23 protein-coding genes are annotated in these 25,788 nt (G+C 66.9%); 10 read left to right on the forward strand and 13 right to left on the reverse strand.

The features are described 5' to 3' along the window. The first annotated feature begins 241 nt into the window (after positions 1–241). The 4 genes from pgaA to pgaD are packed head-to-tail and all read left to right on the forward strand — an operon-like array spanning position 242 to position 5,882. Positions 242–2,269, forward strand: coding sequence for a poly-beta-1,6 N-acetyl-D-glucosamine export porin PgaA (pgaA, locus tag AC0Z6F_RS09870; RefSeq protein WP_485617173.1), 2,028 nt, complete (start codon positions 242–244; stop codon positions 2,267–2,269). 1 nt (position 2,270) lies between these two features. Further along, positions 2,271–4,157: a poly-beta-1,6-N-acetyl-D-glucosamine N-deacetylase PgaB gene (gene pgaB / locus AC0Z6F_RS09875; RefSeq protein WP_012511635.1), complete on the forward strand. Its 1,887-nt coding sequence runs from the start codon at positions 2,271–2,273 to the stop codon at positions 4,155–4,157. Position 4,158: 1 nt separating this feature from the next. After that, positions 4,159–5,415: a poly-beta-1,6-N-acetyl-D-glucosamine synthase gene (gene pgaC, locus AC0Z6F_RS09880; RefSeq protein WP_485617172.1), complete on the forward strand. Its 1,257-nt coding sequence runs from the start codon at positions 4,159–4,161 to the stop codon at positions 5,413–5,415. After that, positions 5,412–5,882 carry a poly-beta-1,6-N-acetyl-D-glucosamine biosynthesis protein PgaD gene (gene pgaD, locus AC0Z6F_RS09885; protein WP_485617171.1) on the forward strand — a complete coding sequence of 157 codons (471 nt, stop codon included), beginning with the start codon at positions 5,412–5,414 and terminating at the stop codon, positions 5,880–5,882. Before pgaC ends, pgaD begins: the two co-directional genes overlap by 4 nt. Positions 5,883–5,961: 79 nt before the next feature. Here pgaD and AC0Z6F_RS09890 read toward each other — a convergent pair whose 3' ends face one another. The 11 genes from AC0Z6F_RS09890 to AC0Z6F_RS09940 form a co-directional block, all read right to left on the reverse strand. Continuing rightward, positions 5,962–7,233 (reverse strand): glutamate-5-semialdehyde dehydrogenase, encoded by a 1,272-nt coding sequence (locus AC0Z6F_RS09890; protein ID WP_006378485.1) that lies wholly within the window; start codon positions 7,231–7,233, stop codon positions 5,962–5,964. Continuing rightward, on the reverse strand, positions 7,230–8,387 hold the full coding sequence (gene proB, locus AC0Z6F_RS09895) for a glutamate 5-kinase (RefSeq protein ID WP_485617170.1): 1,158 nt from the start codon (positions 8,385–8,387) through the stop codon (positions 7,230–7,232). Before proB ends, AC0Z6F_RS09890 begins: the two co-directional genes overlap by 4 nt. Positions 8,388–8,397: 10 nt before the next feature. Beyond that, positions 8,398–8,661 carry a YciI family protein gene (locus AC0Z6F_RS09900; protein WP_100469029.1) on the reverse strand — a complete coding sequence of 88 codons (264 nt, stop codon included), beginning with the start codon at positions 8,659–8,661 and terminating at the stop codon, positions 8,398–8,400. Next, positions 8,661–9,956, reverse strand: a complete 1,296-nt coding sequence (gene argH, locus AC0Z6F_RS09905; protein ID WP_485617169.1) for an argininosuccinate lyase — start codon at positions 9,954–9,956, stop codon at positions 8,661–8,663. The genes AC0Z6F_RS09900 and argH overlap by 1 nt, the downstream gene beginning before the upstream one ends. Positions 9,957–9,976: 20 nt before the next feature. Beyond that, positions 9,977–10,930: an N-acetyl-gamma-glutamyl-phosphate reductase gene (gene argC / locus AC0Z6F_RS09910; RefSeq protein ID WP_032971543.1), complete on the reverse strand. Its 954-nt coding sequence runs from the start codon at positions 10,928–10,930 to the stop codon at positions 9,977–9,979. Then, positions 10,927–11,526 carry a GNAT family N-acetyltransferase gene (locus AC0Z6F_RS09915; protein WP_006378491.1) on the reverse strand — a complete coding sequence of 200 codons (600 nt, stop codon included), beginning with the start codon at positions 11,524–11,526 and terminating at the stop codon, positions 10,927–10,929. The genes argC and AC0Z6F_RS09915 overlap by 4 nt, the downstream gene beginning before the upstream one ends. A 4-nt stretch (positions 11,527–11,530) precedes the next feature. Beyond that, positions 11,531–12,859, reverse strand: coding sequence for an acetylglutamate kinase (locus AC0Z6F_RS09920; RefSeq protein WP_006378492.1), 1,329 nt, complete (start codon positions 12,857–12,859; stop codon positions 11,531–11,533). Positions 12,860–12,934: 75 nt separating this feature from the next. After that, a complete protein-coding gene (locus AC0Z6F_RS09925; protein WP_006378493.1) occupies positions 12,935–14,023 on the reverse strand; it encodes an acetylornithine deacetylase in 1,089 nt (362 codons plus the stop codon). A 152-nt stretch (positions 14,024–14,175) separates the two neighbouring features. After that, a complete protein-coding gene (locus AC0Z6F_RS09930) occupies positions 14,176–15,372 on the reverse strand; it encodes an argininosuccinate synthase (RefSeq protein ID WP_485617168.1) in 1,197 nt (398 codons plus the stop codon). Between the two features lie 68 nt (positions 15,373–15,440). Then, positions 15,441–16,451: an N-acetylornithine carbamoyltransferase gene (locus AC0Z6F_RS09935; protein ID WP_005410369.1), complete on the reverse strand. Its 1,011-nt coding sequence runs from the start codon at positions 16,449–16,451 to the stop codon at positions 15,441–15,443. A gap of 319 nt (positions 16,452–16,770) precedes the next feature. After that, entirely contained in the window at positions 16,771–17,340 is a 570-nt protein-coding gene (locus AC0Z6F_RS09940) for a glycine zipper 2TM domain-containing protein (protein WP_012511643.1), read from the reverse strand. Positions 17,341–17,528: 188 nt separating this feature from the next. Here AC0Z6F_RS09940 and cysS point away from each other — a divergent pair, with 188 nt between their 5' ends. From cysS to AC0Z6F_RS09955, 3 genes are read left to right on the forward strand one after another with little or no spacing between them, the layout of a single operon-like run. Continuing rightward, positions 17,529–18,905 (forward strand): cysteine--tRNA ligase, encoded by a 1,377-nt coding sequence (gene cysS, locus AC0Z6F_RS09945; protein ID WP_485617167.1) that lies wholly within the window; start codon positions 17,529–17,531, stop codon positions 18,903–18,905. Between the two features lie 53 nt (positions 18,906–18,958). Beyond that, a complete protein-coding gene (locus tag AC0Z6F_RS09950) occupies positions 18,959–19,411 on the forward strand; it encodes a SufE family protein (RefSeq protein WP_485617166.1) in 453 nt (150 codons plus the stop codon). Further along, complete coding sequence (locus AC0Z6F_RS09955) at positions 19,408–20,655, forward strand: MFS transporter (protein ID WP_065724290.1); 1,248 nt, start codon at positions 19,408–19,410, stop codon at positions 20,653–20,655. The genes AC0Z6F_RS09950 and AC0Z6F_RS09955 overlap by 4 nt, the downstream gene beginning before the upstream one ends. A 391-nt stretch (positions 20,656–21,046) precedes the next feature. On the opposite strand, the gene dksA is transcribed toward AC0Z6F_RS09955, so the two are convergent. Then, a complete protein-coding gene (gene dksA, locus AC0Z6F_RS09960; protein WP_065724291.1) occupies positions 21,047–22,264 on the reverse strand; it encodes an RNA polymerase-binding protein DksA in 1,218 nt (405 codons plus the stop codon). A gap of 272 nt (positions 22,265–22,536) precedes the next feature. Between dksA and yidD the strand changes: the two genes are divergently transcribed. From yidD to AC0Z6F_RS09975, 3 genes are read left to right on the forward strand one after another with little or no spacing between them, the layout of a single operon-like run. Further along, complete coding sequence (gene yidD, locus AC0Z6F_RS09965; protein WP_005414016.1) at positions 22,537–22,791, forward strand: membrane protein insertion efficiency factor YidD; 255 nt, start codon at positions 22,537–22,539, stop codon at positions 22,789–22,791. Between the two features lies 1 nt (position 22,792). Beyond that, positions 22,793–24,139 carry a dihydroorotase gene (locus AC0Z6F_RS09970; RefSeq protein WP_065724292.1) on the forward strand — a complete coding sequence of 449 codons (1,347 nt, stop codon included), beginning with the start codon at positions 22,793–22,795 and terminating at the stop codon, positions 24,137–24,139. Further along, a complete protein-coding gene (locus AC0Z6F_RS09975; RefSeq protein WP_180889276.1) occupies positions 24,139–24,984 on the forward strand; it encodes a M23 family metallopeptidase in 846 nt (281 codons plus the stop codon). The genes AC0Z6F_RS09970 and AC0Z6F_RS09975 overlap by 1 nt, the downstream gene beginning before the upstream one ends. Positions 24,985–25,073: 89 nt before the next feature. On the opposite strand, the gene AC0Z6F_RS09980 is transcribed toward AC0Z6F_RS09975, so the two are convergent. Next, on the reverse strand, positions 25,074–25,778 hold the full coding sequence (locus tag AC0Z6F_RS09980) for a squalene/phytoene synthase family protein (RefSeq protein WP_485617165.1): 705 nt from the start codon (positions 25,776–25,778) through the stop codon (positions 25,074–25,076). Positions 25,779–25,788 lie beyond the last annotated feature (10 nt).

Genomic DNA, 25,788 nt, shown 5'->3' on the forward strand with positions numbered 1-25,788 from the left:
CCATCCTTGCCGCGTGCCGGCATCGGGCATGGGGGCGGCAACGCCGTCCAGGCCACCACTCGGTGTGCGGGGGACTCTCGTTTCAGACAAGACATTGCAGGTCGCTGTCCTGGTTCTACCCGTCCCTGCTGGATGGGAATGCGCGAGGGGAGTGACGCAGGCCACGGCCATCCCAAAATCTGGCATGTGATGTGCGTCACATTTTTCAGGTTGTCTGGTTCGGAAGCCAAGGGGGTCCCCAATGGTTGTCCACCGCCGGCTGGCGCTCTGCGTCGGCCTTGCCTGCTCCGCCCTGGCCTGGGCCAGCAGCGCGGCCCCGCCTGATCGCGAGGCCGCCCTTGCCGAGATCGGCCGCTACCGCGACCAGGCCCGTTGGCTGGACGCACTGGGCGCGATCGAGCGCGCCAGCCAGCAGCAGCCCAACGACGATCTGCTGTTCAAGCTGCGTGTACTGACCCTCGGCGACATCGGCAATGCCTGGCGCGCCTGGGAGCTGTACCAGCAGCGCCCGCAGCTGTTCGACGCTGCACAGAAGCAACGCATCGAGGGCGACTACCTGGCCAAGCTGGTGGTCTGGAGCCTGGCCTACAGCAGCAGCGAGGACGCCCGCCTGGAAGAAGCCGAATCGACCCTGGCGCGCATGCAGCGCTACCTCGGCAGCGAAGGCACCCCACCCGCGCAGGCGCCGCTGCGCATCCGCATGGACCGGCTGATCCTGCTCAACCGGCTCGGCCGCCATGCGCAGGTGCGCGAGGAAGCACGGGCGCTGCAGGCCGAAGGCCATGCGCTACCCGACTACGTCCTGCCAGCGGTCGGTGATTCGTTGATGGGCACGCTGCATCCGCAGGAAGCCATCCCGGTGCTGCAGGCGGCGGTGGCCGGCGATCCCACGCGCGATGCTTCGCATTCGGAACTGGCCTATGCCTACCTGGAGAGCGAACAGCAGGAAAAGGCCATCGGCCTGTTGCAGGCATGGCGCGACAAGGAACCGGCCTGGCGCTGGAGCAACGGCAAGTCGCCGTATGCAAACTGGTCGCGCTACGAGGCCGACCTGAACCTGGCGATGGTGCGCGCCTACAGTGGCGACCTGCCGACCGCCCAGCACGACCTGGAGTCGATGATTGATATCGCCCCCGGCAACGGTGGCCTGCAGAGCGCGCTTGGCAGCGTGTACATGATGCGCGGTTGGCCACGCATGGCCCTGCAGCGCCAGCAGATGGCGCATGCACTGGACCCGCGTGACATCGAGCCGCGGCTGGGCATGGAAGAGGCCTACGTCGCCCTGCAGCGTGATGACCTGGCGCGGCCACTGCATGACGACCTGCTCGCGCGCTATCCCACCCAGCCTGCCGTCGAACGCATGGACCAGGCCTGGCGCGCACATCGCGGTTGGCAGCTGAAGGCATGGACCGACATCGGCCGCAGCTCCGGCGGTGGCGGCACTTCGCCACTGGGCAACAACGACCGCCATTACGGTCTTGAAGTGGAGACACCGATCCTCGATGACCGCTGGCGGTTGTTTGCGCTCGCAGACCGGCGTTCGATCGACTTCCAGGACCAGCGCATCGATCCACTGTGGCTGGGCGCCGGCGTGCGCTACCGCTTCGGCCGGCTGGATGCGGAAGCGGCGGTGCTGCGTGCCAACGACCACATCGGTGATACCGGCCTGCGTGCCAGCGTGGGCTGGCAGTTCAACGACTACTGGCATGCCGGACTGATTGCCGCACGCAATGATCCGGAGGCCTCGATGCAGGCGCGCGCGGCCGGCATCACCGCCGACAGCGTGAGTGCGCAGGTGGACTACCGGCGCAGCGAACGCACCCACTGGATGTTCGGCGCCAGCCGCTTCCGCTACGACGACGGCAATCATCGCGAACTGTTCAGTACCCGCGTCGAGCAGCGGCTGCTGACCCGACCACGCTGGCTGATCGATGGCCTCGGCAGTGCCTATACCAGCCGGGGCAGCCGCGACGATGCACCCTACTTCAACCCCAGTCGTGACCGCATGGTCGAGATCGGCCTGCGCATCGACCAGCAGCTGTGGCGGCACTATGAACGCCATTTCCGGCACCGGCTGACGGTCTCGCTGGGCGACTACTGGCAGGACGGCTTCGGCAGTGCACTGGTGCCGTCAGTGTCCTACATGCACGAGTGGCAGATCGGCCAGGGCCGCGTGTTCGAGTATGGCGTGCGCTGGTCGCGGCCGGTCTACGACGGCCACCGCGAGCGTCACATCGGCTTCGAAGCCGCACTGCGCTGGGGAGACTGACATGACCCGCATCCTGCGACTGATCGTGCTCCTGCTGCTGGGCGTCACGCCACCCGCCCTCGCGCAGCAGGCCGTGCATCTCGACGCGGCCGACAACGGCCTGCTGATCCTCAGTTATCACGACATCCGCGACCAGGTCGCAGCCAAGGGCGACGCCGATACCTATGCGGTGAGCACGCAGAACTTCGCCGCACACCTGGACTGGCTGGGCGCGCATGGCTATCACCCGGTGTCGCTGTCGCAGCTGATCGCGGCCTCGCAGGGCCGCGCCACGCTGCCCCCGAAACCGGTACTGCTGACCTTCGATGATGGCCTGCGCAGCGTCTACGACAAGGCCTTCCCGCTGCTGCAGGCCTACCGCTATCCGGCCCTTGTAGCAGTGATCACCGACTACGTGGACATGGCGCCGGGCCGCACCATCGATTACGGCTACCGGCCGTTCGGCCGCGATGACTTCGTCACCTGGGCACAGCTGAAGCAGATGCACGACAGCGGCCTGATCGAGGTGGCCAGCCATACCGACGACCTGCACCATGGCGTGATCGCCAACCCACAGGGCAACTCCACCCCAGCGGTGGTCACTCGTGTCTATACGCCCGCGACCCACAGCTACGAGAGCGAAGCGCAGTACCAACAACGCCTGCGTACCGATCTCTCGCGCAGCGTGCAGCGCATCGAGCAGCACCTGGGCGTGCGCCCGCGCGCCATCGTCTGGCCGTATGCCGCGTACAACCAGCTGAGCAACGATATCGCCGAGCAGCTGGGAATGCCGGTCTCGTTCGACCTGGAAGGCCGCAGCACGCCGGTGGCCAGCGATCTGCACGGACTGGCGCGCTTCCTGGTCAGCGACAACCCGACCGTGGAGGGACTGGCCTACGAACTTCGCCGCGACGTCGCACTTGATGGCGTCCGCGCCCTGCAGGTCGACCTCGATGCTGTCTACGATCCCGATCCTGCACAGCAGGCGCGCAATCTGGATGCACTGATCGAGCGGGTCAAGCGGATCGCGCCGACCCACGTCTACCTGCAGGCCTTTGCCGACCCCGATGGCAACAACACCGCCGATGCCGTGTACTTCCCCAACCGGCACATGCCGATGCGCGCGGACCTGTTCAGCCGCGTCGCGTGGCAGCTGAAGTCACGTGCCGGAGTGAAGGTGTACGCGTGGCTGCCGGTGCTCGGTTTCGAGCTGCCCGATCCGGCGCAGCGACAGGCGCTGGCGATCCGCAATGGCGATGCCGATGGCATGTACCGGCTGGACTTCACCAACCCCCAGGCACGCCAGATCATGCTCGACATCTACGAGGATCTGGCGGTCAATTCCTACTTTGAAGGGCTGCTGTTCCATGATGACGGCTACCTGCGCGACACCGAGCTGCCCGCGCTGGGCGCAGGCAGCGATGGCAGCGCGCGTACGCAGGCGCTGATCGACTTCACCCTGGCCCTGCGCGACCGCGCACAGCGCTGGCGGCCGAAGCTGGCAACGGTGCGCAACCTGTACGCCGAGCCGGTGCTGCGCCCGCAGAGTGAAGCCTGGTTCGCACAGCGCCTTGACCTGTTCAACAAGGCCTACGACCAGACCGCGCTGATGGCGATGCCGTGGATGGAAGGCAGCAGGCACCCGGAGCGCTGGCTGGACCAGCTGCTGGCCGATGTACGCAGGCACGATCCGCAGCTGCAGCACACGTTGTTCGAATTGCAGACTGTTGACTGGCGCAGCGGCCAGCCGATTCCGGCCGATCGCCTGCGTGCACAGATCCGCCAGCTGCAGGCGCAGGGCGTGCATCACTTCGCCTGGTACCCGGATGACTTCATCGCCGGCCAGCCCTCCACCCACGATGCCCGTGCGGCCATGTCCGCCGGCAACTTCCCGTACCCGGAGAAGTGACATGGACATGCATCCGTTGCTGCAGGTCCTGTTCCAGTTCGCCTTCTATTACCCGATGGTGATGGCGTTCTTCTGGATGTCCGGCGGGCTGTACTACTACTTCCGGCGCGAACGGCATTCGCGGCCGCGCAATGATCCACCGCTGATGATCGATCCACCGTTCGCCAGCCTGCTGATTCCCTGCCACAACGAATCGGACAATCTTGACGACACGCTCGGTGCGGCACTGGCACAGCGTTATCCGGCCGACTACGAGGTGATCGCCATCGACGATGGCAGCAGCGACGACACCGGTGCCCGCCTGGATGCGCTGGCCGCGAAGCACCCGCGGCTGCGCGTGCTGCACCTGGACCGCAACCTGGGCAAGGCCAATGCACTGCGCATGGGCGCGCTGGCGGCACGTTCGGAGTACCTGGTGTGCATCGACGGCGATGCGATGCTGGAGGAGCACGCGCTGCACTGGATGATCTGGCACCTGGTCAGCGGCAACCGGGTCGGCGCGGTCACCGGCAACCCGCGCATCCGCAACCGCTCCACCCTGCTGGGTCGGCTGCAGGTGGCCGAATTCTCCTCGATCATCGGCATGATCAAGCGCGCGCAGCGCGTGTACGGACGCATCTTCACCATCTCGGGAGTGATCGCCGGCTTCCGCCGCACCGCCCTGCACCAGGTGGGGTGGTGGTCGGATGACATGGTCACCGAGGACATCGACATCAGCTGGCGGCTGCAGCGTGCGCACTGGGACATCCGCTACGAGCCCAACGCGCTGTGCTTCATCCTGATGCCGGAAACGCTGAAGGGGCTGTGGCGGCAGCGTCTGCGCTGGGCCCAGGGTGGCGTGGAGGTGATGCTGCGCCACGCACGTTCGCTGCTGCACTGGAAGGAGCGGCGCATGTGGGGCGTACTGCTGGAGTACGTGCTGAGCGTGATCTGGGCCTACACCATGCTGTTCATCGTGGTGCTGTGGGCGTTGGGCAAGTTCATCGAAATGCCGCCGCAGCTGTACATCGCCAGCCTGCTGCCCCAGTGGCATGGCGTGATCCTGGCGCTGGTCTGCCTGCTGCAGTTCGCCAGCAGCCTGATCATCGACCGCCGTTACGAAACACAGATTGGACGCAACTACTTCTGGGTCATCTGGTACCCGATGGCGTACTGGCTGATCAGCCTTTCCACCACCCTGGTGGCACTGCCGAAGACATTGCTGCGCCGGCGCAGCAAGCGCGCCACCTGGACCAGCCCTGACCGGGGAATCCGATGAACACACAACACCCATCCAACCGCTTCGATTCACGGATGATCCGCAAGCCACACCACCAGCCTCGTTTTCAACGCACTGCATGGGGCTTCGTCACCCTGGCGTTCTGGGGCTTTTATTTCTACCTGTGGGCCCCACTGGTCACCCTGGTGTCGTGGCTGGTCGGCGGCCAGCTGGCCTGGCAGCAGCTGTACGAACGACAAAGCCAGTTCGATCCGTATGTGCTGGTGGCGCTGCCGCTGATGCTGCTGTGCGCCAGCGTGCTGCTGATCGGTTGGGCCGAGTACAACCGCGCACGCTTCCGTGGCCACGAGCGGCGCCTGCCGCGGCCGCTGGCCAGCCTCAACGAGGTCGCCGCCGACCTGGGTGCCAGCACCGGCCTGGCCGAACGCCTGCTGGGCTGCAAAGCCGCCACCCTGCACATGGATGAGCATGCGCGGCCGATCGGCATCCGTCGCGAGGTAGTGTGATCCTGCGCTTCGCCGGGCATGGCCCGGCGCTACCTGATGGGCGGCGGTAGCGCCGGGCCATGCCCGGCGTCCGTCGCGCTCAGGTGCGGGTCTGCCCTTCCCCGCGCACGACAAATCGTTCGACGGTGAGCGCTTCCAGGCCCATCGGGCCGTAGGCATGCAGGCGCGTGGTGGAGATCCCGATCTCGCTGCCCAAGCCCAGCTGACCACCATCGGAGAAACGCGAGGACGCATTGACCATCACCACCGCAGAGCGCAACGCGTTGACGAAGCGCTCGGCGTTGCCCGCGTCCTCGGTGGCGATTACTTCGGTATGGTCGGAAGTGTAAGCACGGATGTGCGCGATGGCCGCATCGAGGTCGTCGACCACGCGCACCGCCAGCACCAGATCAAGGAACTCGGCGGCGTAGTCGTCTTCGGTGGCCAACATGCTGCCCGGCAGCAGCGGCTGCGCCAATGCATCGGCGCGCAGCTGCACGCCGCGCTCGCCAAGCGCCTGTGCCACGCGCGGCAGGAATGTATCGGCCACGGCACGATGCACCAGCAGGGTCTCCAGCGAATTGCAGGCCGCCGGACGGCTGCACTTGCCATCCACCAGCAGGTCGATGGCCTTGCCGGGGTCGGCACTGGCGTCCACGAACAGATGGCACACGCCCTTGTAATGCTTGATCACCGGCACCCGCGCGTGCTCGGCAACGAAGCGGATCAGGCCTTCGCCACCGCGCGGAATGGCCAGGTCGATCAGCTCATGCAGCTGCAGCAGTTCCAGCATCGCTTCGCGACGCAGGTCGGTCAGCACGGTCACGGCAGCCGGCGGTACGCCGTTGGCCTTCAATGCACCGGCCAGTGCCTGGGCGATGGCGGTGTTGGAATGAATCGCTTCGGAGCCGCCACGCAGGACCACGCCGTTGCCGGCCTTCAGGCACAGCGCCGCGGCTTCGGCGGTCACGTTCGGACGTGCTTCGTAGATCATCGCGATCACGCCCAGCGGCACGCGCACCTTCTGCACACGGATGCCGTTAGGGCGCACGTCGTCGCGGGTCACCTGGCCGACCGGATCCGGCAATCCGGCCACTTCGCGCACGGCCTCGGCCATCGCGAACAGGCGCGCGGGGTCCAGTGCGAGGCGGTCGAGCATGGCGCTGCCCACGCCCTTGTCACGCGCGGCGGCCAGGTCGCGTGCATTGCCGGCCAGGATCGGCCCGGCATTCACTTCCAGCGCCTGCGCCATCGCCAGCAGCACTGTGCGGCGGGCAGCACTGTCGAGGCCGGCAACCACCTGGGCCGCATCACGGCAGGCACGCGCCTGCGATTCGATATCGCTCATCGGAATATCCTGCAGTTCGTTCATGGCAGTACCAGATCGTCGCGGTGGACGACAGCGCCACCGTAGTTGTAGCCGAGCACGGCCTGGATATCGCGGGTGTGGCGACCGGCGATGCGGCGTACGTCGTCGGCCGCATATTGACTGACCCCGCGCGCAACGCAGACACGCCCCTGCGACGAGGTCCAGCACACCTGCACCATGTCGCCACGGCGGAAGCCGCCTTCTGCGCCGGTGATGCCACCGGGCAGCAGCGAAGCGCCTTTCTCACGCATGGCCTGGGCCGCGCCCGCATCGACGATGATCGCGCCCTCGGCCAGGGGCGCATGCCGCAGCCAGTGCTTGCGTGCGGCCTCACGGCTGCGCGCGGCGTGGATGCGGGTGCCGAACAGGCGGTCCTGCGCCAGTGCGCGCACCACGTCACTGCTGCGGCCATTGAACAGATAGGTCTCGATGCCGAGACGACCGGCCTTGGCCGCCGCTTCCAGCTTGGTGCGCATGCCGCCGGTACCGGCACGCGAGCCCGCACCGCCTGCCATTGCCAGCACCCCGTCGCTCAGTTCCGGCACGTCATGCATCGGTCGTGCGTCGGCCACGGTGCGCGGGTCGGCGCTGTACAGGCCATCGATGTCGGTGGCGATGAACAGCGCGTCGGCATCGACCAGCGCGGCCACCGTTGCGGCCAGGTTGTCGTTGTCGCCGAGCTTGAGTTCGTCCACCGATACGGTGTCGTTCTCGTTGACCACCGGCAACGCGCCCAACCGCAGCAGTTCGTTGAGGGTGGCCCGTGCGTTGAGATAGCGGCGACGGTTGCGCAGGTCGTCATGGGTGAGCAGCACCTGCGCCACCGGTCGCTCGAAGAAACGCTGCCACAACCCGATCAACTGGGCCTGGCCCAGCGCGGCCAGCGCCTGCCGCGCCGCCATCGCCGCACCGGGCTCATCAGCCCGGGGAAGAATCGCGCGGCCAGCGGCGACCGCGCCCGAAGACACGATCACCACCTCGCGTCCGGCCAGCACGTTGGCCGAGACGAACTGGGCCAGGCCCAGCGCGTGGCGTGGCGACAGGCCACCGCCATCGGCGGCCAGCAGGCTGCTGCCAACCTTCAGCACCGCGCGCCGCCACGGCGGCAGCACCTGTTCCGGGAACGGCGAGGCGACGTGGGTGGCGTGCAGAGTCATCAGGTGCGCCTTAGCGGGTATTCCATTCGTGCACGGTCAGGTCGGAGGCCTGCATCGTCACCAGCGGATCGGTGGCGACGATGGCCTGCGCCTGTGCCAGGTTCTCCACGTTGCACAGCACATAGGCGCCGCCGCTGCCGTCGGCGAAACCGCCGGTCAGCTGCAGCTGGCCCTGCGCGCGCAATGCGTCGAGGAAGTCCAGATGCGGCTGCACCGCTGCGGCGTTGAAGTCGGGCCGGCGCATGGCCACCACCAGGTACACGGTAGCGGCCATCAGGACAGCGCCTGCCAGCGCGCGCGCAGTTCATCCAGGCGCAGGTCGGCTGCCGAACCCGGCGATACGCGCGCGGCCAGGCTGCCTTCCGGGGTACGCCCCTGCCCTGCACTGTCGGCGCCGGCAGCTGCGGCCTTGTAGGCCTCGCGGAACGGCACGCCGGCAACGGCGGCTTCCACCGCAACGTCGGTGGCATACATGCCCGAATCGATCGCCGCGCGCAGCTTGTCATCGCGCCATTCCAGATTGGCCAGCAGCGACGGCAGCAGTTCCAGCGCGGCCAGGCCACGACCGAAACCATGGAAGATGGCGCCCTTGGACGACTGCAGGTCGCGGTGGTAGCCCGACGGCAGCGACAGCAACTGCTCGATCTCGGTGCGTGCGGCGGCCACGCTGGCGTGGGTGGCGCGCATCAGTTCGATCACGTCCGGGTTGCGCTTGTTGGGCATGATCGAACTGCCGGTGGTGTACTGCGCCGGCAACGCCACGAAGCCGAACTCCGCGCTGGTGAACAGCGACAGGTCCCAGGCGATGCGACGCAGGTCCAGGGTCGCCCCGCCCAGCGCTTCCAGTGCGGCCAGCTCGAACTTGCCGCGCGACAGCTGCGCGTAGATCGGCGAGATCTGCATGCGCGCGAAACCGAGCGCGGCGGTGGTGTGCTCACGGTCCAGCGGCAGGTTCACGCCGTAGCCGGCAGCGGTGCCAAGCGGATTGGCGTCGACCAGTGCATGGGTATCGCGGGCACGGATGGCGTTGTCGATGAAAGCCTCGGCCCAGCCGGCCCACCACATGCCGGCCGAGGACACCACGGCGCGCTGGATGTGCGTATAGCCGGGAATCGGCAGGTCTTTCTCGGCCTGTGCGCGGTCCAGCGCAACCTTGGCCACTTCGGCGCTGAGCTGGGCCACGCGCTGTAGCTTCTCCTTCAGCCACTGACGGGTGGCGACCAGGATCTGGTCGTTGCGGCTGCGGCCGGTGTGGATCTTGCGGCCGGCATCGCCGAGGCGTTCGGTCAAGCGTGCTTCGATTGCCGAGTGGCCATCTTCGTACTGCGTATCCAGCACGAAGCGGCCTGCGCGGAAGTCCTGCGCCAGCACGTCGAGCTCGCGCAGCAGGCCCGCCAGCTCATCGGCGCTGAGGATACCGATGTGCTGCAGGCCCTGTGCGTGCGCGGCGCTGGCGGCGATGTCGTGCAGGAAGAACTCGCGGTCGAGGATGACGTCGTCACCGGCGAGGAAGGTCTGGATCTTGGCGTCTACAGCGACACCGGGCTTCTGCCAAAGAAGGTCTGCCATGGGGGGCTCCGGAAGCGTGGTCAGTGCGGGATCGACGTCAGTTCGTCGATGCCCAGTGCGAGATTGAGGTTCTGCATGGCCTGGCTGGCCGCGCCCTTCAGCAGGTTGTCCAGGGTCGCCACCACCACCACCCGCTTGCCGCCCGGGGCCAGCGTGAAGCCACCGACCTGGGCACCGTGGCGGCCGGCAATGCGGCTGACCCACGGTGCTTCATCCACCACCTCGATCAGTGGTTCGCCGGCATAGGCCTGCTGGAAACGCTCGACGATCTGCTCGCGGGTCTGCACGCGATTCAGCCACAGATTGGCGGTCAGGGTGATGCCACGGAAATGCGGGGCCACGTGCGGCATGAACTCGACCGCCACGCCCATCTGCACCGACACCTCGCGCTCATGCACATGGTTGGTCAATGCATACGGCATCAGGTTGTCGGCCAGCAGTTCGACATTGTTCTTGTCCGAGGGCGTGGTGCCGGCACCGGAGTAACCGGACACGCCGAAGCACTGCGGCGGACCGGCCAGCAGGTCCAGCAGCGGGTGGATCGCCAGCTGCATCGCGGTGGCATAGCAGCCCGGATTGCTGATGTGCTTCTGGCCGTTGTAGCGACCGCGGGTCAGCTCCGGCAGGCCGTAGTACCACGCATTGTCGAAGCGGTAGTCGGCCGACAGGTCGACAATGACGGTGTCCGGCTTAGCCGCTTCCAGCGCGGCCACGAACGGAGCGGCCAGGCCGTTGGGCAGGGCCAGGATCACCGCGTCCACGCCCTTGGCGGCCACCGCGTCGGCGTCCAGGTTCTCGTACCGCAGTTCGCCCTGGAACTCGGGATGATGGTCAGCGAGGCGCTGGCCCGCGCGTTCGCGCGAGGACACGAAGGCCAGCTGCAGCCGCGGATGCGCAGCGACCAGCTTGATCAGTTCGGCACCGGTATGGCCTCGGGCGCCGACGATGCCCAGGGTGAAAGTCGAATCGTTCATGCGTGGCTGTCCAGGCGGTGCTGCAGGTGGCGCTTCACGCCTTGCCATTCCGCGTTGATGATGGAGAAGATGACGGTGTCGCGCGGGGTGCCGTCGGGGTGGCGGCGGTGGTTGCGCAGCACGCCATCCTGCTTGGCGCCAATGCGCGCGATCGCGGTGCGCGAGGCGAAGTTGAACCAGCTGGTCTCGAACACCACGCTCAGGCACTCCAGCCGCTCGAACGCATGGCTCAGCAGCATCAGCTTGGTCTCGGTATTGACCCCGGTGCGCTGCGCCGACTCGCCATACCAGGTGTAACCGATGCTCAAGCGCGGCACGTCCGCTTGCAGATCGTAGTAACGGGTGGTGCCGACAATCTGGTCGTTGGCATCGAACACCACGAACGGCAGCACCTTGCCTTCGGCCTGCGCCTGCAGCGCCGCCTGCACGTAGCCGGTCATGGTCTTCGCATCGGGCACCTGGGTGTACCAGAGCCTGGACAACGCGCCATCGCCGAGCGCGCCGCGCAGGCCATCGATATGCCCCATCTGCAGCGGCTCCAGCCGCGCATGGGTGCCCGCCAGCGTAGGGACCCTGGTCCAATCGGCATGGTTCATGTGTTCAGCCCTCCAGGCTCGGCGCACGCACGCCGCAATGGTCGACATAGGTCCTGATGCGGTCGATGCCATCGGCGCCGTACCAGAACACCTTCCAGTGGCCCTGCTTGTAGCAGCCATCGGATTCGGCGTAGTAGAAATGGTTGATCGGGTTGCCATTGCGCGAACGCCAGAACAGCTGCGGCGTCTCCTCGCGCATCACGTTCCAGACCGCGCGTCCCAGGCCTTCGCCCTGCGCATCATCAAGCACCGCGAACTTGTCCAGGTACACGCCCTCGGCCTCGTCGGTAAGGATCACCGCCGTGCGGTAGTTCTCGCTGACGTAGGCGCGCAGCAGCGTGGTCTTCTGGAAGTAGTCCGGCACCAGGGTACGGCCGAAACTCGACTCGATCAGCTGCTTCAGGCGCGGCAGGTCCAACTGCTCCCACGCGGTGGCACGCAGCACCTTCTCACCCTTGCGCACCAGCGTGCCCGAGCCCTTGTGGGTGAACAGTTCCTTGGCCAGGTCGGCCGGACGGGTGATCGATACCGACGATTCCAGCGGCAGGCGGTCGAGCAGATCCTTGATCTGTTCGATCTTCACCTTCATGCCGCCGTGGATCCACGGCTGCGCGATCAGGTGGTCGTACTCGGTGGACAGGTTGATCGAGTCGATCACGTTGCCCTGCTCGTCCAGCAGGCCGCCGGTGCCGGTCAGGAAGATGATCTTGTACGGCTGCAGCTCCTGCACCAGCTCGTTGGCGGCGAAGTCGGCGTTGACGTTAAGGATCTGGCCGCCAGCAGTCTCGCCCAGGCTGGTGATGACCGGAATCGAGCCGGCGCGAAGGCTGGCCTCGATCGGCGCCAGGTTGACCTTCTTCACCTCGCCAACCAGGCCGTAGGTGTCCACGTCCAGGTACTCCGCTTCGAACACGCCGCCGGTGATCGAGGTGGCGCGCGCACCGTTCTGCTGCAGCGCTTCGACCAGGCGCAGATTGGACTGCTGGAACACCCGGCGCACGATCGCCAGCGCTTCCGGCGAGGTCACGCGCAGGCCGTTGACGGTCTGCTTCTCGATGCCGGCCGCGGACAGCTCGGCATCCAGCTGCGGGCCGGCGCCGTGCAGCACGATCGGGGTCAGGCCGACTTCCTGCAGGAACGACAGCGACGAGGTCAGCGCGTCAAGGTCGTCGCGCAGGACGGCACCGCCGACCTTGACCACGGCGAAGCGCTTGGCGTCCAGCTGCGAGAATCGCTTGAGGTACTGGCTGATCTCCTTCGCGCTGGCCATGCTGGAAAGCAGGCGCACGATGGTCTGGCGGGTCTGACGGTGGGGCTGGAGGGCAGGAGACATTTCGGTTTCGTCACAGGCGGCGGTCGCCGCGTTGCAGTTCCACCGTGCCGGAGCACGGCGGCGTTGTGGGGTCGATCAGGCGCCGGCAGCAATGATGCGGTGAACGGCGTCGGTGTAGCGCTGCAGCTGGTCCAGCGTTACGAACTCATCGGCGGTATGGGCCTGGGCGATGTCACCCGGGCCGAACACCAGCGTGGTGTAGCCACCGGCCGAGAACAGCGAGGCCTCGGTCCAGAAGTCCACCGCGTTGCCGATCGGCAGCTCAAGTGCGTCGGCCACGTCGCGCGCCAGCAGGCGGCGGTTCTCGGCCTCGGCGATGTCACCGGCCGGCAGGCTGGGACCACGGAAGGTTTCAGTGAACAATGCGGCTTCCGGCTCAGCGAAACCGGCAAAGGTTGCCAGCAGGCCATCAATGTCCATCGACGGCAGCGGGCGGAAGCCGAACCGCACTTCGGCGGCCGGGGCAATCATGTTGGCCTTGATCCCGCCTTCGACGCGGCCGATGTTGAAACGCAGGCCGGTGAGGCCGCCGAAGCGCGCCGAGGCCAGCGATTCCACATGGTCCAGCGCACGGTTGCCCCAGCGCATGGCCTGATGCAGTGCGCTGGCGGCCGCATCCTGCTTGCCCGAGGCATGCCCGGCGCGACCGGAGAACTGCATCAGCACCGAGCTGATGCCTCGGTGCGCCAACACCGCCTCGCTCATGGTCGGCTCGGCCACCAGCACCGCTTCATACGGAATGCCACGGGCCAGAAACGCGGCGATGCAGCGCGGATCGTTGGCTTCCTCGTCGCTGGAGAACAGGAACGCGGCATCGCCATCACTGGCGTTGGCCGCGGCCACCAGCGCGGCGGCCGCGCCCTTGATATCGCATACGCCAAGGCCTACCACGCGGTCGTCGAGGCGCCGCATCACATGCGGGTCGGCACTCCAGTGCGGCGAGTCCGGCACGGTATCCAGGTGCACGTTGAACAGGTACTTCGGCGTGCCACGCACCGCATACAGGCTGACCGCACCGGCGCCATGGTCGATCACCTCGACGTTGAAGCCGGGCAGGTTGTCGCGCAGGTAATCGAAGATGCCACCGGTGGTGATCGCACGCGGCGGGTTGCGGGTGTCGAAGGACACCAGGGCCTGCAGGTGATCGAGCGTCTGTTCAAGCATGTGTCTGAATATCCGTAGGGTTCGAAATCGGTAGTGCCGGCCGCTGGCCGGCTCCGCGATGATCCAGCCGTGCCACGAGCCGGCCAGCGGCCGGCACTACCCTCCATTGACGTTGCGAGGCGCCGGACAACGGCCGGCACCCCCGTCACAGGTCAACCGCGATTGACCTGCGCATAGACAGTGGAGCTCATGCCGAACAGCTTGATGAAGCCTTCGGCCTCCTCCACGCCCCAGTCGGCCGACTGCGCGTAGGTGGCGCCCTTGGTGTTGAGCAGGTGCGGCGACTTCACCGCCACTGCATCGACGCGGCCGCCACGGGTTTCCAGCACCACTTCACCGTTGACCTTGGCCTGCGAGGACTTCAGGAAGGCCTCGATGTCGGTCTTCAGCGGGTCGTGGTAGAAGCCTTCGTACACCAGCTCCACCCACTTGCGCGCCACGTCCGGCTTGAAGCGGTTCTGCTGCTTGGTCAGCACCGCATCTTCCAGCGCGCGGTGCGCGGCCAGCAGCGAAACCAGGCCAGGCGCTTCGAACACGATGCGGCCCTTCAGGCCGATCACGGTGTCACCGGTGTAGACGCCACGGCCGACGCCGTAGGGAGCGAACAGCTTGTTGAGCTGGGCCAGGATCTGCTCACCCGGCAACGCCTTGCCGTTCAGTTCGACGGCTTCGCCTTCAACGAACTTCAGGGTGACGGTCAACGCCTGCTCCGGCCATTCGCTGCGCGGTGCGCACCAGCCACGGGCGCCCTCGCCCGGCGCTTCCCAGCGATCGATCTCACCGCCGGACATGGTCAGGCCCAGCAGGTTCTCGTTGATGGTGTAGGCCTGCTGCTTGGCGCGCACGCCGAAACCGCGCTCTTCCAGGTACTTCTGCTCGTAGGCACGGGTCTGGGTGTGTTCCTTCTGGATCTCGCGGATCGGCGCGATGATCTGGTAGTCGCCCAGCGCCTTCACTGCCAGGTCGAAACGCACCTGGTCGTTGCCCATGCCGGTGCAGCCATGGGCGATGATGTTGGTGCCCAGTTCAGCGGCGCGCTTGAGCGCGGCATCGACGATCAGGTAGCGGTCGGAGACCAGCAGCGGGTACTGGCCCTGGTAGCCTTCGCCGGCCCACACGAACGGCTTGACGAAGCCGGCCCAGATGGCCGGGCCACCATCGACGGTGACGTGGCTGGCCACGCCCAGTTCGGCGGCGCGCTTTTCGATGAAATCGCGCTCTTCATCATCCACGCCGCCGGTGTCGGCGAACACGGTGTGCACGTTGTAGCCACGCTCCTGCAGGTACGGCACGCAGAAGCTGGTATCCAGGCCGCCGGAGAAGGCGAGAACGACGTCTTTGTTGCTCATGGGGGTAATGTCCAATCAGGTGGGGTAGCGCCGGGCCATGCCCGGCGGATTGTTTCAATGCTTGGGAATCAGCGCCCGGCAACAGCCGCCATGATCGCCTTCTGCACGTGCAGTCGGTTCTCGGCTTCGTTGATGGCGATGCACTGCGGCGAATCCATCACCGCGTCGGTGGCCTTGACGTTGCGGCGCAGCGGCAGGCAGTGGCTGAAGACACCGTTGTTGGTCAGCGCCATCTTCCGTTCGTCCACGATGAAGTGCTTGAACTGGTCGCGGATCGGCTTTTCCGGTTCCCAGTTGCCGAAGAACGGCAGCGCGCCCCAGCTCTTGGCGTAGACCACGTCGGCACCGGCGTAGGCGCTGTCGATGTCATGGCTGATCTTCAGCGAACCGCCGCTCTCGGCCACGTTCTGCTCGGCCCAGCCCATGTAGCGGTCGTCGAGGATGTAGTCGGCGGTCGGGCACAGCAGGGTCACATCCATCCCCATGCGGGTGGCGATGGTCAGCGCCGAGTTCGCCACCGCGGTGTTCAGCGGCTTCGGGTGGTAGGTCCAGGTCAGCACGTACTTCTTGCCACGCAGGTCCTGGGTGCCGAAGTGCTCCTGCAGCGCCATCACGTGGGCCAGTTCCTGGCACGGGTGGGTGATGGTCTCCATGTTGATGACCGGCACCGGCGAATACTTGGCGAAGCTGTTGAGGACGATGTCCTGGCGGTCGTAGGCCCAGTCGATGAACTTGGGGAACGCACGCACGGCGATGATGTCGCAGTAACGGCCCAGCACCTTGGCCACTTCAGCGATGTGCTCTTCGGTATCGCCGTCCATCACCGTGCCGAGGTTGAACTCGATCGGCCACGCATCCTTGCCCGGCTGCAGCACCACCGCGTGGGCGCCGAGCTGGAACGCGCCCAGTTCGAAGCTGGTGCGGGTGCGCATGGACGGATTGAAGAACACCAGCGCGATCGACTTGCCCTTGAGCTGGTCGCCGAGCTTGTTGCGCTTGAACAGCGCGGCCTGGGTCAGCAGCGCGTCGAGATCGCTGCGGCTCCAGTCCTGGGTGTTCAGGAAGTGCTTGGGGGACATCATCTTTCCTTGCGTGGCGGCGCCGAAGGTCGACGCGGTGGAAGGGAAACCAGGAACCAAAGGTGGTACGAAAAGGTTGCAGTTGCAGCTTTCATGACGCGGAAACGAAAAAACCCAGCCGGTGGGCTGGGTTTTTTTCGGACGAACAGCAAAAAGCTCCGGTTACCCAGCGAGGATGTGGGGTTCCGGTCGACGCGCACGCGAGGTCATGCCCGACGCCTGTCGGGCTGCGCTGCTGTCGTGCTGGTAGTCGGTGAGCTTCATGGCCGGGCATCTTTGCATGCGGCCGGGACCGGCGCAAGGGGCGTGGGTCGCGGAATCAGGGATTGCTGGCAGTGTTCTGTTCGGGACCGACCCATGGGGTGATCGAGACCCGGACCTTGAGCCGGTTGCCGGGGTCTTCCGGCAGCCGCGAGCGGTACTTGGTGCCCTTGTAGACGTAGTCCACGTCATAGGCGATGGGCCGACGGAATTCACGCCCGACCGGCACGATACGGCAGTCGCGGGTCAGCATCGGCCCGTTGTTGGCCGGCGCCGGGGCCGGCGCGGGCGTCTCGGCGGCCGTCTCCTCGGCCCCCTCTTCATCGCTGCGCTTGAACATCGAGCGCACCGAGTCCCAGAAGCGACCGATCCGGCCCTTGTCCTCGGCAGGCTCCTCACCGGTGACATTGACCGGCGCCAGGGTCCGGGTCGAGACCGGCTCGCAGTGTTCTTCGGTGCGGGTCGCACGCAGGGTCTGGAACACGGGTTCGACGTTCAGCACCTGGGCGTAGTCGAACTTCACGTTCTCCACGATCACCACCCGGTTGCGGGGCTCGGCCTCCTGCGCCTGGGCCACGGCGGGCAGCGCCGACAGGCAGGCCAGGGTCAGCAACGCGGTGGATTTCATTGGCGACGGGAGCAGGGACACGGCGATAGTGTAGGCAGTGGCGAGCGCAAGGGGCTGAACATTACCCGTCCGCGCCGCTCCTGCCCACCCCACCTTGGGCGGGCTTCAGGTCCACCGGTAGCAGCGCGTCGCCCCAAAGCGCCCCGACACGTTCTAAAATCACAGGCTTGTCCCCCAGTCACAGCCCCATGACCCTGCGCCTGCACAACAACCTGACTCGCCAGCTCGAACCGTTCACCCCGCTCGACCCGGCCTGTCCGACCCTGTATGTGTGCGGCCCGACGGTCTACAACTACGTGCACATCGGCAACGCCCGTGGCCCAGTGGTGTTCGGGGTGCTGGCCGACCTGCTGCGGCGGCGCTTCGGTGGCCTGCGCTACGCGCGCAACATCACCGACGTGGACGACAAGATCAACAACGCCGCGCGCGAACAGGGGGTGCCGATCAGCACCATCACCGATCGTTTCGCCGCCGCCTACCGTGAAGACATGGCCGCGCTGGGCGTGGCACCGCCGGACATCGAGCCGGAAGTGACCGCGCACATCCCGCAGATCATCACCATGATCGGGCAGCTGATCGCCAGCGGCCACGCTTACCCGGCCGAGGGCCACGTGCTGTTCGCGGTCAGCAGCTTCGAGGGCTATGGCAAGCTCTCGCGCCGCGATCCGGAGGAAATGCTGGCCGGCGCCCGCGTCGATGTCGCCCCCTACAAGCGCGACCCGGGTGATTTCGTGCTGTGGAAGCCGTCCAGCGATGACCTGCCCGGCTGGGAATCGCCGTGGGGCCGTGGCCGCCCGGGCTGGCACATCGAATGCTCGGCAATGGCCGCCGCCCACCTGGGCGAGACCATCGACATTCATGCCGGTGGCGTCGACCTGCAGTTCCCGCACCACGAAAACGAACTGGCCCAGAGCGAATGCGCGCATGGCGGCAGGATCTTCGCCCGCTTCTGGCTGCACAACGGCATGCTCAACTTCGGCGGCGCCAAGATGAGCAAGTCGGTCGGCAACATCGAGCGCGTGCACGATCTGGTTCGCCAGCACCCGCCGGAAGCGCTGCGCCTGGCCCTGCTGTCGGCCCACTACCGGCAGCCACTGGAGTGGTCCGATGCGCTGATCGAACAGTCGGTGCGCACCCTGGACCGCCTGTACGGCACCCTGCGCGAGCTGGCGTCGGTCGAGGCGGTCGTGGCGATCCCGGCCACGGTCGAGGCGACCCTGGATGACGACCTGAACACCCCGCAGGCACTGGCCGAAGTGGCCCGCATCGCCGCCGACGCACGCCGCGCCACCGACCCCACCGAACAAGCGCGCCTGAAGGGCGAACTGCTCGGCGCCGGCCTGGCACTGGGCCTGCTGCAGGCCGACCCGGCGCAGTGGTTCGGCACCGCTGCCAGCGATGATGGCGACGATGCGCGCATCCAGGGCCTGATCGACGCGCGCGCCGCCGCCAAGCAGGCGCGCGACTTCGCCCGTTCCGACGCCATCCGCGACCAGCTGGCCGCCGAAGGCATCGTGCTGGAAGACACCCCGCAGGGCGTGCGCTGGTCGCGCAAGCGCGGCTGACCCACCCTGCCCCGTGGCCGGCCTGCCGGCCACGCCCCACCGTAGAGACTGTTGTGACCGACTCCCCGTTCCCGCTTGAACCCACCGCCGCCGAGGCCCAGGCCGCCATCGCCGAGGAATTCGGCTTCTTCGGTGACTGGTCCGAGCGCTACCAGTACCTGATCGACCTCGGCCGCAAGCTGCCGGTGTTTCTGGAAGAATGGAAGACCGAAGAGCATCGCCTGCTCGGCTGCCAGTCGATGGTCTGGATCGTGCCGGAAGGCAACACGCAGTCGCTGCGCTTCCACGCCATCAGTGATTCGGCCATCGTCTCCGGCCTGATCTTCCTGGCCCTGCGCGTCTACTCCGGGCGCAGTGCGCAGGAGATCCTCGACACCGAGCCCAGCTACATCCAGGACATCGGCCTGGCCCGCCACCTGTCGCCGACCCGCAGCAACGGCGTGGCCGCGATGCTGGCCTTCATCCGTGAGACCGCGCAGGCGCAGCTGCAGCGCGAGCCCTCGTGAGCGAGCCTGCCACAGCCGAAGACACCGCGCTGGGCCTGCTGTCCCGGCCCGGTTTCGCCAGGCTGCTGGCCTACCGCATCTTCGCGATGCTGTCCTACCAGGTGGTCGCGGTCACCGTCGGCTGGCATATCTACGAAGTCACCCGCAATCCGTTCTCGCTGGGCCTGATCGGCCTGGCCGAAGTGTTGCCGTTCTTCTGCGTGGCGCCGTTCGCCGGCTACCTGGTCGACCACCTGCCGCGCCGCCGGTTGGGCATGGTCGCCTGTTCCGGGCTGATCGCCACTGCGCTGGTGCTGACCAGCGTGGCGATGGGCTGGCTGCCCGTTGACGGTGTGTGGCCGATCTATGCCGCCATTGCGCTGACCGGCATGGTCCGCGCCTTCCTGTCGCCGATCTACAACGCCCTGTTTGCCCGCGTACTGGCCCGCGACCAGTTCGCCCGTGGCGCCGGCCTGGGTGCGGTGGTGTTCCAGGCCGGCATGATCGCCGGCCCGGCACTGGGTGGCGTACTGGTCGGTTTCGCTGGCAAGGGCCTTTCCTATGCGGTGGCCACCCTGTTCGCGGCAGTCGCGATGGGCTGCCTGGCCACGCTGAAGGTGGAAGAGCCCGTGCATTCCGGCCCGGCTGCGCCGATCTTCAAGAGCATCGCCGAAGGCGCACGCTTCGTGGTCGGCAACCGGATCATGGTCGGTGCGATGGCGCTGGACATGTTCTCGGTGCTGCTGGGTGGCGTGGTGGCGATGCTGCCGGCATTTCTGCACGAGATCCTGCACCACGGTCCTGAAGGCCTGGGCATCCTGCGCGCGATGCCGGCGCTGGGTTCGGTCTGTGTCGGCCTGTGGCTGGCGCGCCACCCGCTGCACCGCAATGCCGGCCGCGTACTGCTGTTCGCAGTGGCGGGCTTCGGCCTGTGCGTGATCGGCTTCGGACTGTCCCAGCACTTCTGGCTGTCGGCGCTGATCCTGTTGTTCTACGGGGCGTTCGACGGCGTGTCGGTGGTGATCCGATCGACCATCCTGCAGCTGGCCACGCCGGAAGAGATGCGCGGACGGGTGTCGTCGATCAACGGCATTTTCATCAGTTCCTCCAACGAGCTCGGCGCGTTCTATGCCGGCACGATGGCCAAACTGCTCGGCTTGGTGCCGGCGGTAGTGCTGGGCGGCTTCGCGGTGCTGAGTGTGGCTGGGATCACGGCGTGGAAGAACCCGACGCTGCGGAAATTGAATCTTCGCGACCTGCAATGAACCTGTAGAGCCGAGCCCATGCTCGGCTGAGCATTTCCGCGCGCCCACGCGCCGGTAGCGCCGGGCCATGCCCGGCGAGCGAAGTGGCGGTCTTTGCTCTCATCCCCCCTCCAAGCCCGCGCCTTCGGCCCGAGCCGGGCATGGGCTCGGCTTTACAGCAACCGCGCACGCAGGAAACCGTCGAGAGCCTGCGGGTGGGTCCGGGCAGGACCGTCCGCGGCATGAATGCCACGGCCGAGCTTACAGGGATGTACTTGCAGCGTGTCCTGCCCGGACCCACCCGCAGGCTCCCCCCGATACCCGGAAGGCGCTGTTCTACCCAGCCAACCACCACCCAACAAAAAACCCGGCCGGAGCCGGGTTCTTCGCATGACCATACAACGATCGGGAATCAGTCGCCCTGCTGCTTCTGCAGGTGCTCCCAACGCTCCTGGGCGTCGATGGTGCGCTCGGCGGTGAGGCGCGCTTCCAGGCGCTCCAGGCCGATTTCTTCACCGGTGTCCACGCAGTAACCATAGTCGCCCGCTTCCAGGCGCTTCAGGGTGCTGTCGATCTTGCCGATCAGCTTGCGGTAGCGGTCACGGGTACGCAGTTCCAGCGAGTTCTCGGTCTCGCGGGTCGCACGCTCGGCTTCGTCGCCGATGTCACGCACTTCCTCGCGCAGGTTCTCGATGGTCTGCTTGGACTCTTCCACCAGGTCCGCACGCCAGTTCTGCAGGCGCTGGCGGAAGTATTCCTGCTGCAGCGGGCTCATGTATTCCTCTTCCGAGGACGGCTTGTAGCCAGCCGGCAGGATCGGGCGGCCAGTGGCCTCATCGGTCTTGTATTCGACCACCTTGTACTTGCTGCGCGGGGCCGGCGCGGCCGAGCGGGCGGCGACGGCCACGGCGACCTTGCCGACAGGACGCGGCACGGTCTTCGGGGCGGAATCGGATTTCACGGCGGTTTTGGCAGGCGATTTCGAAACGGGCACGGGATTCTTGGATTGCGGGGCGGTCGATGCTGCAGGAGCGGCGGCCGGGGCCGGCTTGGGAGCCGGTTGGGCTGCTGCCACTGCCGCGGTCTTGGCCGGGACAGACTTGGCCGGAGCCGGCTTCGCAGCTGGCTTCGGTGCGGACTTCACAACGGGGGCCGGAGTCGGCTTTACGGCCGGCGCGGCGACATTCTTGGCAACTTTCTTTACAGCAGCAGGCTTGGCCGCAGCGACTTTCTTCGCTGCAGGCTTGGCGACCGGCTTGACCGCAGCCTTCTTCACCACTGCCTTCGGCGCTGGCTTGGCTGCTGCCTTCTTCGCCACCGGCTTGGCGGCGGCCTTCTTCACCGGCGCAGCCTTGCTGACGGCTTTCTTCACCACCGGCGCCTTCTTGCCGGCAGCGGCAGGCTTGGCCTTGGCAGGCGCAGCGGCCTTCTTCGCCGCCGGCTTGGTTGCCTTCACCGGCGCTTTCTTTGCGGTGGCCTTCCTGGCCGCCGGTTGCGAGGACGCTGCCTTGGTCACCGGCTTGCTGGCCGGTTTCTTGGCAACGGGCTTTGCCGCCAACTTCTTCACAACAGGCTTGGCGGTTTTCTTGGCGGCCGTTACGGCCTTCTTTGCAGTTTTTTTAGCAGCCACGAAACGCTCTTCCTTGGATTCCCCGGGGCCCGGGAAAGCGGGCCTTTATAGCCTACCCGACCCGCAGCAGCAACCTCGGTGGCCCACTCCATTCAGTCCAGGAGACAACGGGCCCAAGGTGCGGTCCGACCAACACGGACCGCCCTGCGCGGTACGGAACCTGTCCGGCACCTGGAGGGTGCCGCGAGCGGTCGCAGGCCATTGGCGACATGCGACCAACGGCCCATCCTGCACAAATGCGGCCTTCATGCCAACTGGCATAAGATGACTGGGTGATCTCGCGCCTGCTCATCGCCCTGCTGCGCTTCTACAAGCGCTTCATCAGCCCCCTGCTGGGGCCGCGCTGCCGTTTCGTACCCAGTTGCTCTGAATACGCGATGGAAGCGATCTCGCGCCATGGCCCGCTGCGCGGCAGCTGGCTGGCGGCACGACGGCTGGGCCGCTGCCATCCGTTCCATCCTGGCGGCTTCGATCCAGTGCCCGAATCTCCCAACGCCCCCTCTTGCCGTTGCACAGGAAAACACTGACATGTCCTCCACCCTCATCACCAACGCCCGCATGGTCAACGAAGGCCGCACCTTCGACGGCGACCTGCGCATCGAGAACGGCCGCATCGCGCAGATCGGTTCCGGGCTGGCGCCGCGCGACGGCGAGCAGGTGGTGGACGCGGCCGGGCGCTGGCTGCTGCCCGGCATGATCGATGACCAGGTGCACTTCCGCGAGCCAGGCCTGACCCACAAGGGCGACATCGCCAGCGAATCGGCGGCGGCCGTGGCCGGTGGCCTGACCAGCTTCATGGACATGCCCAATACCAATCCGCCTACGCTGGATTCGACCATCCTCGAAGCCAAGTACGAGCTTGCGCGCGGCCGCGCCTGGGCCAACTACGGCTTCTACCATGGCGCCAGCAATGACAACCTGGAGGCGATCCGCGCACTGGACCCGAAGAAGGCACCGGGCGTGAAGGTGTTCATGGGCGCCTCCACCGGCAACATGCTGGTGGACAACCCGGAAACGCTCGATGCGATCTTCCGGGAATGCCCGACCCCGATCATCACGCACTGCGAAGACACGCCGATGATCGATGCCAACCTGAAGGCCTTCCAGGAGAAGTACGGCGATGCGCTGACCCCGGACATGCACCCGGACATCCGTTCGCGCGAGGCCTGCATCAAGTCCACCCGCCTGGCCATGTCGCTGGCACGCAAGCACGGCACCCGCCTGCACGTGCTGCACATCTCCACCGCCGATGAGCTGGCGCTGTTCGAGAAGGGTCCGCTGATCCGCGCCGACGGCAGCCGCAAGCAGATCACCGCCGAGACCTGCGTGCACTTCCTGCATTTCGCGCGCCCGGATTACGCGACCAAGGGCAACCTGATCAAGTGCAACCCGGCGATCAAGGACGTGGCCGACCGCGAGGCGATCACCGCCGCGCTGGCCGATGACGTGCTGGACGTGCTGGCCACCGACCATGCGCCGCATACCTGGGAAGAGAAGCAGAAGCCGTACGCACAGGCGCCCTCGGGCCTGCCGCTGGTGCAATACGCGCTGGTGGCCGCGCTGGAACGCGTGCACGAAGGCAAGCTGACCCGCGAACAGGTGGTGCAGAAGTTCGCCCATGCCCCGGCGCAGCTGTTCGACGTCGAGGAACGCGGCTTCCTGCGCGAAGGCTACTTCGCCGATCTGGTGCTGGTTGAGGACGTGCCGTTCACCGTCAAGCGCGAGGACGTGCTGTCCAAGTGCGGCTGGTCGCCGTTTGAAGGCACCACCTTCCGTTCGCGCATCGCCTCCACCTGGGTCAACGGCCAGCAGGTGTGGGACGGCAGCAAGCTGGTGGGCGAACCCGCCGGCCAGCGCATGACCTACGACCGCTGATGCGCTCCGCTCTCCTGATCGGGGCGCTGCTGGCGGCGCCCTTGTTTTCCGCACCTCCGGCGCAGGCACAGGATGGCATCGGCAGCCTGATCGACAGCCGCGTGGTGTTCCCGGCCAGCGCGTCGCAGGGCGCGCTGGTGATCGGCAAGGTACCCGCCGGCAGCCGCGTGCAGTACGCCGGCCGCCAGTTGCGGGTGAGCGGCTATGGCAGCGTGGTGTTCGGCATCGGCCGCGACGAGAAGGGTCCACTGCGTGTGCAGGTACAACGCCCCGATGGTGGCAGCGAGACCGCGACGATCACGGTGACACCGCGCGACTGGCCCACCGAACGTGTCAACGGCGTGCCGCCGAAGACGGTCAATCCGCCGCCGGCGATTGCCGAGCGGATCAAGCGCGAACAGGCGCAGGTGACCGCTGCACGCGCCCGTGACGACGACCGTACCGACTTCACCCAGACCTTCATCTGGCCGGTGGAGGGCCGCATCAGTGGCCGCTTCGGCAATGCGCGCGTATACAACGGCCAACCCGGTGCCGGCCATTCCGGCATGGACATCGCGGTGCCAACCGGCACTCCGGTGAAGGCCCCCGCCGCCGGCATCGTCACCTTCGCCGGCCCGGACCTGTACCTGACCGGCGGCACGTTGCTGCTTGACCACGGCTTCGGGGTCAGCTCCAACTTCCTGCACCTGTCACGCATCGACGTGAAGGTTGGTGACCGCGTGGAACAGGGCCAGGTGATCGCCGCCGTCGGCGCCACCGGCCGTGCCACCGGCCCGCACCTGCACTGGGGCATGAACTGGTTCGATACCCGTATCGACCCGCTGCTGGTGCTGGAACGCAAATAACGCGCGACGAACGGCCGCCGGGCATGGCCCGGCGCTACCCGATTACCGCGCCCGGTAGCGCCGGGCCATGCCCGGCGAGCGCAGCGGCATCAGCCGCGCGCGGCCCACCACACGCGCAGCAGCGTGCGTACCGGCGTGGCTTCGATCGGCTTGCCTGCGACCTGCGCGGCAACGCGTGCACGCGCCAGGCTGGACCACACGCGGCGCGGGCGCGCACCGGGCACGCGACTGCCCCACCCCTTCAACAGATACTGCGCCCAGCGCTGCGCGGCGGTGCTGGAATCCTCGTCCAGCAGGCTGCGCGGCACACCAGCCACGCCGGCGTCCTGCAGGCGCTGGGCCAGGGTCTGCAGCAGCACCGCACGACCTGCGCCGGTGCGCGGCTTGTCGGCAAAAAGTGCCGCTTCCACGGCGGCTACGGCCTCGGCGTAGTTCGCCAGCGCACGCTCGGCGCCGGCCGCATCCAGCGCGACGGTACGCGCTTCAACCAGATCCGGAAGTGCTTCGGCCAATTGTGCCCACGGCGCACGCACCGGCTCCAGCAGACGGCCCAGCGGATGGCGCGAACGATGCGCGGCCCAGCTGCGCAGCTCCTCGCCCCACCACGCCAGCTTGGCGTCGGCCGGCAGCGGGTCGCCGCTGGTGTTGAGCATGTCGTCGAATTCCTGCAGCAGCGCAAACCACGCCACTGCGATATCGCGTTGCGGTTCGGCCACGAACGGGGCGGCCACCGACCATTCCGGCCAACGGCTGCGCCACTTGTCGAGGAAACTGTCCAGCGCGGTACTGCTCACTACGTGATTC

It is taken from the genome of Stenotrophomonas sp. 1L-E-5-B-C3 (assembly GCF_057292075.1).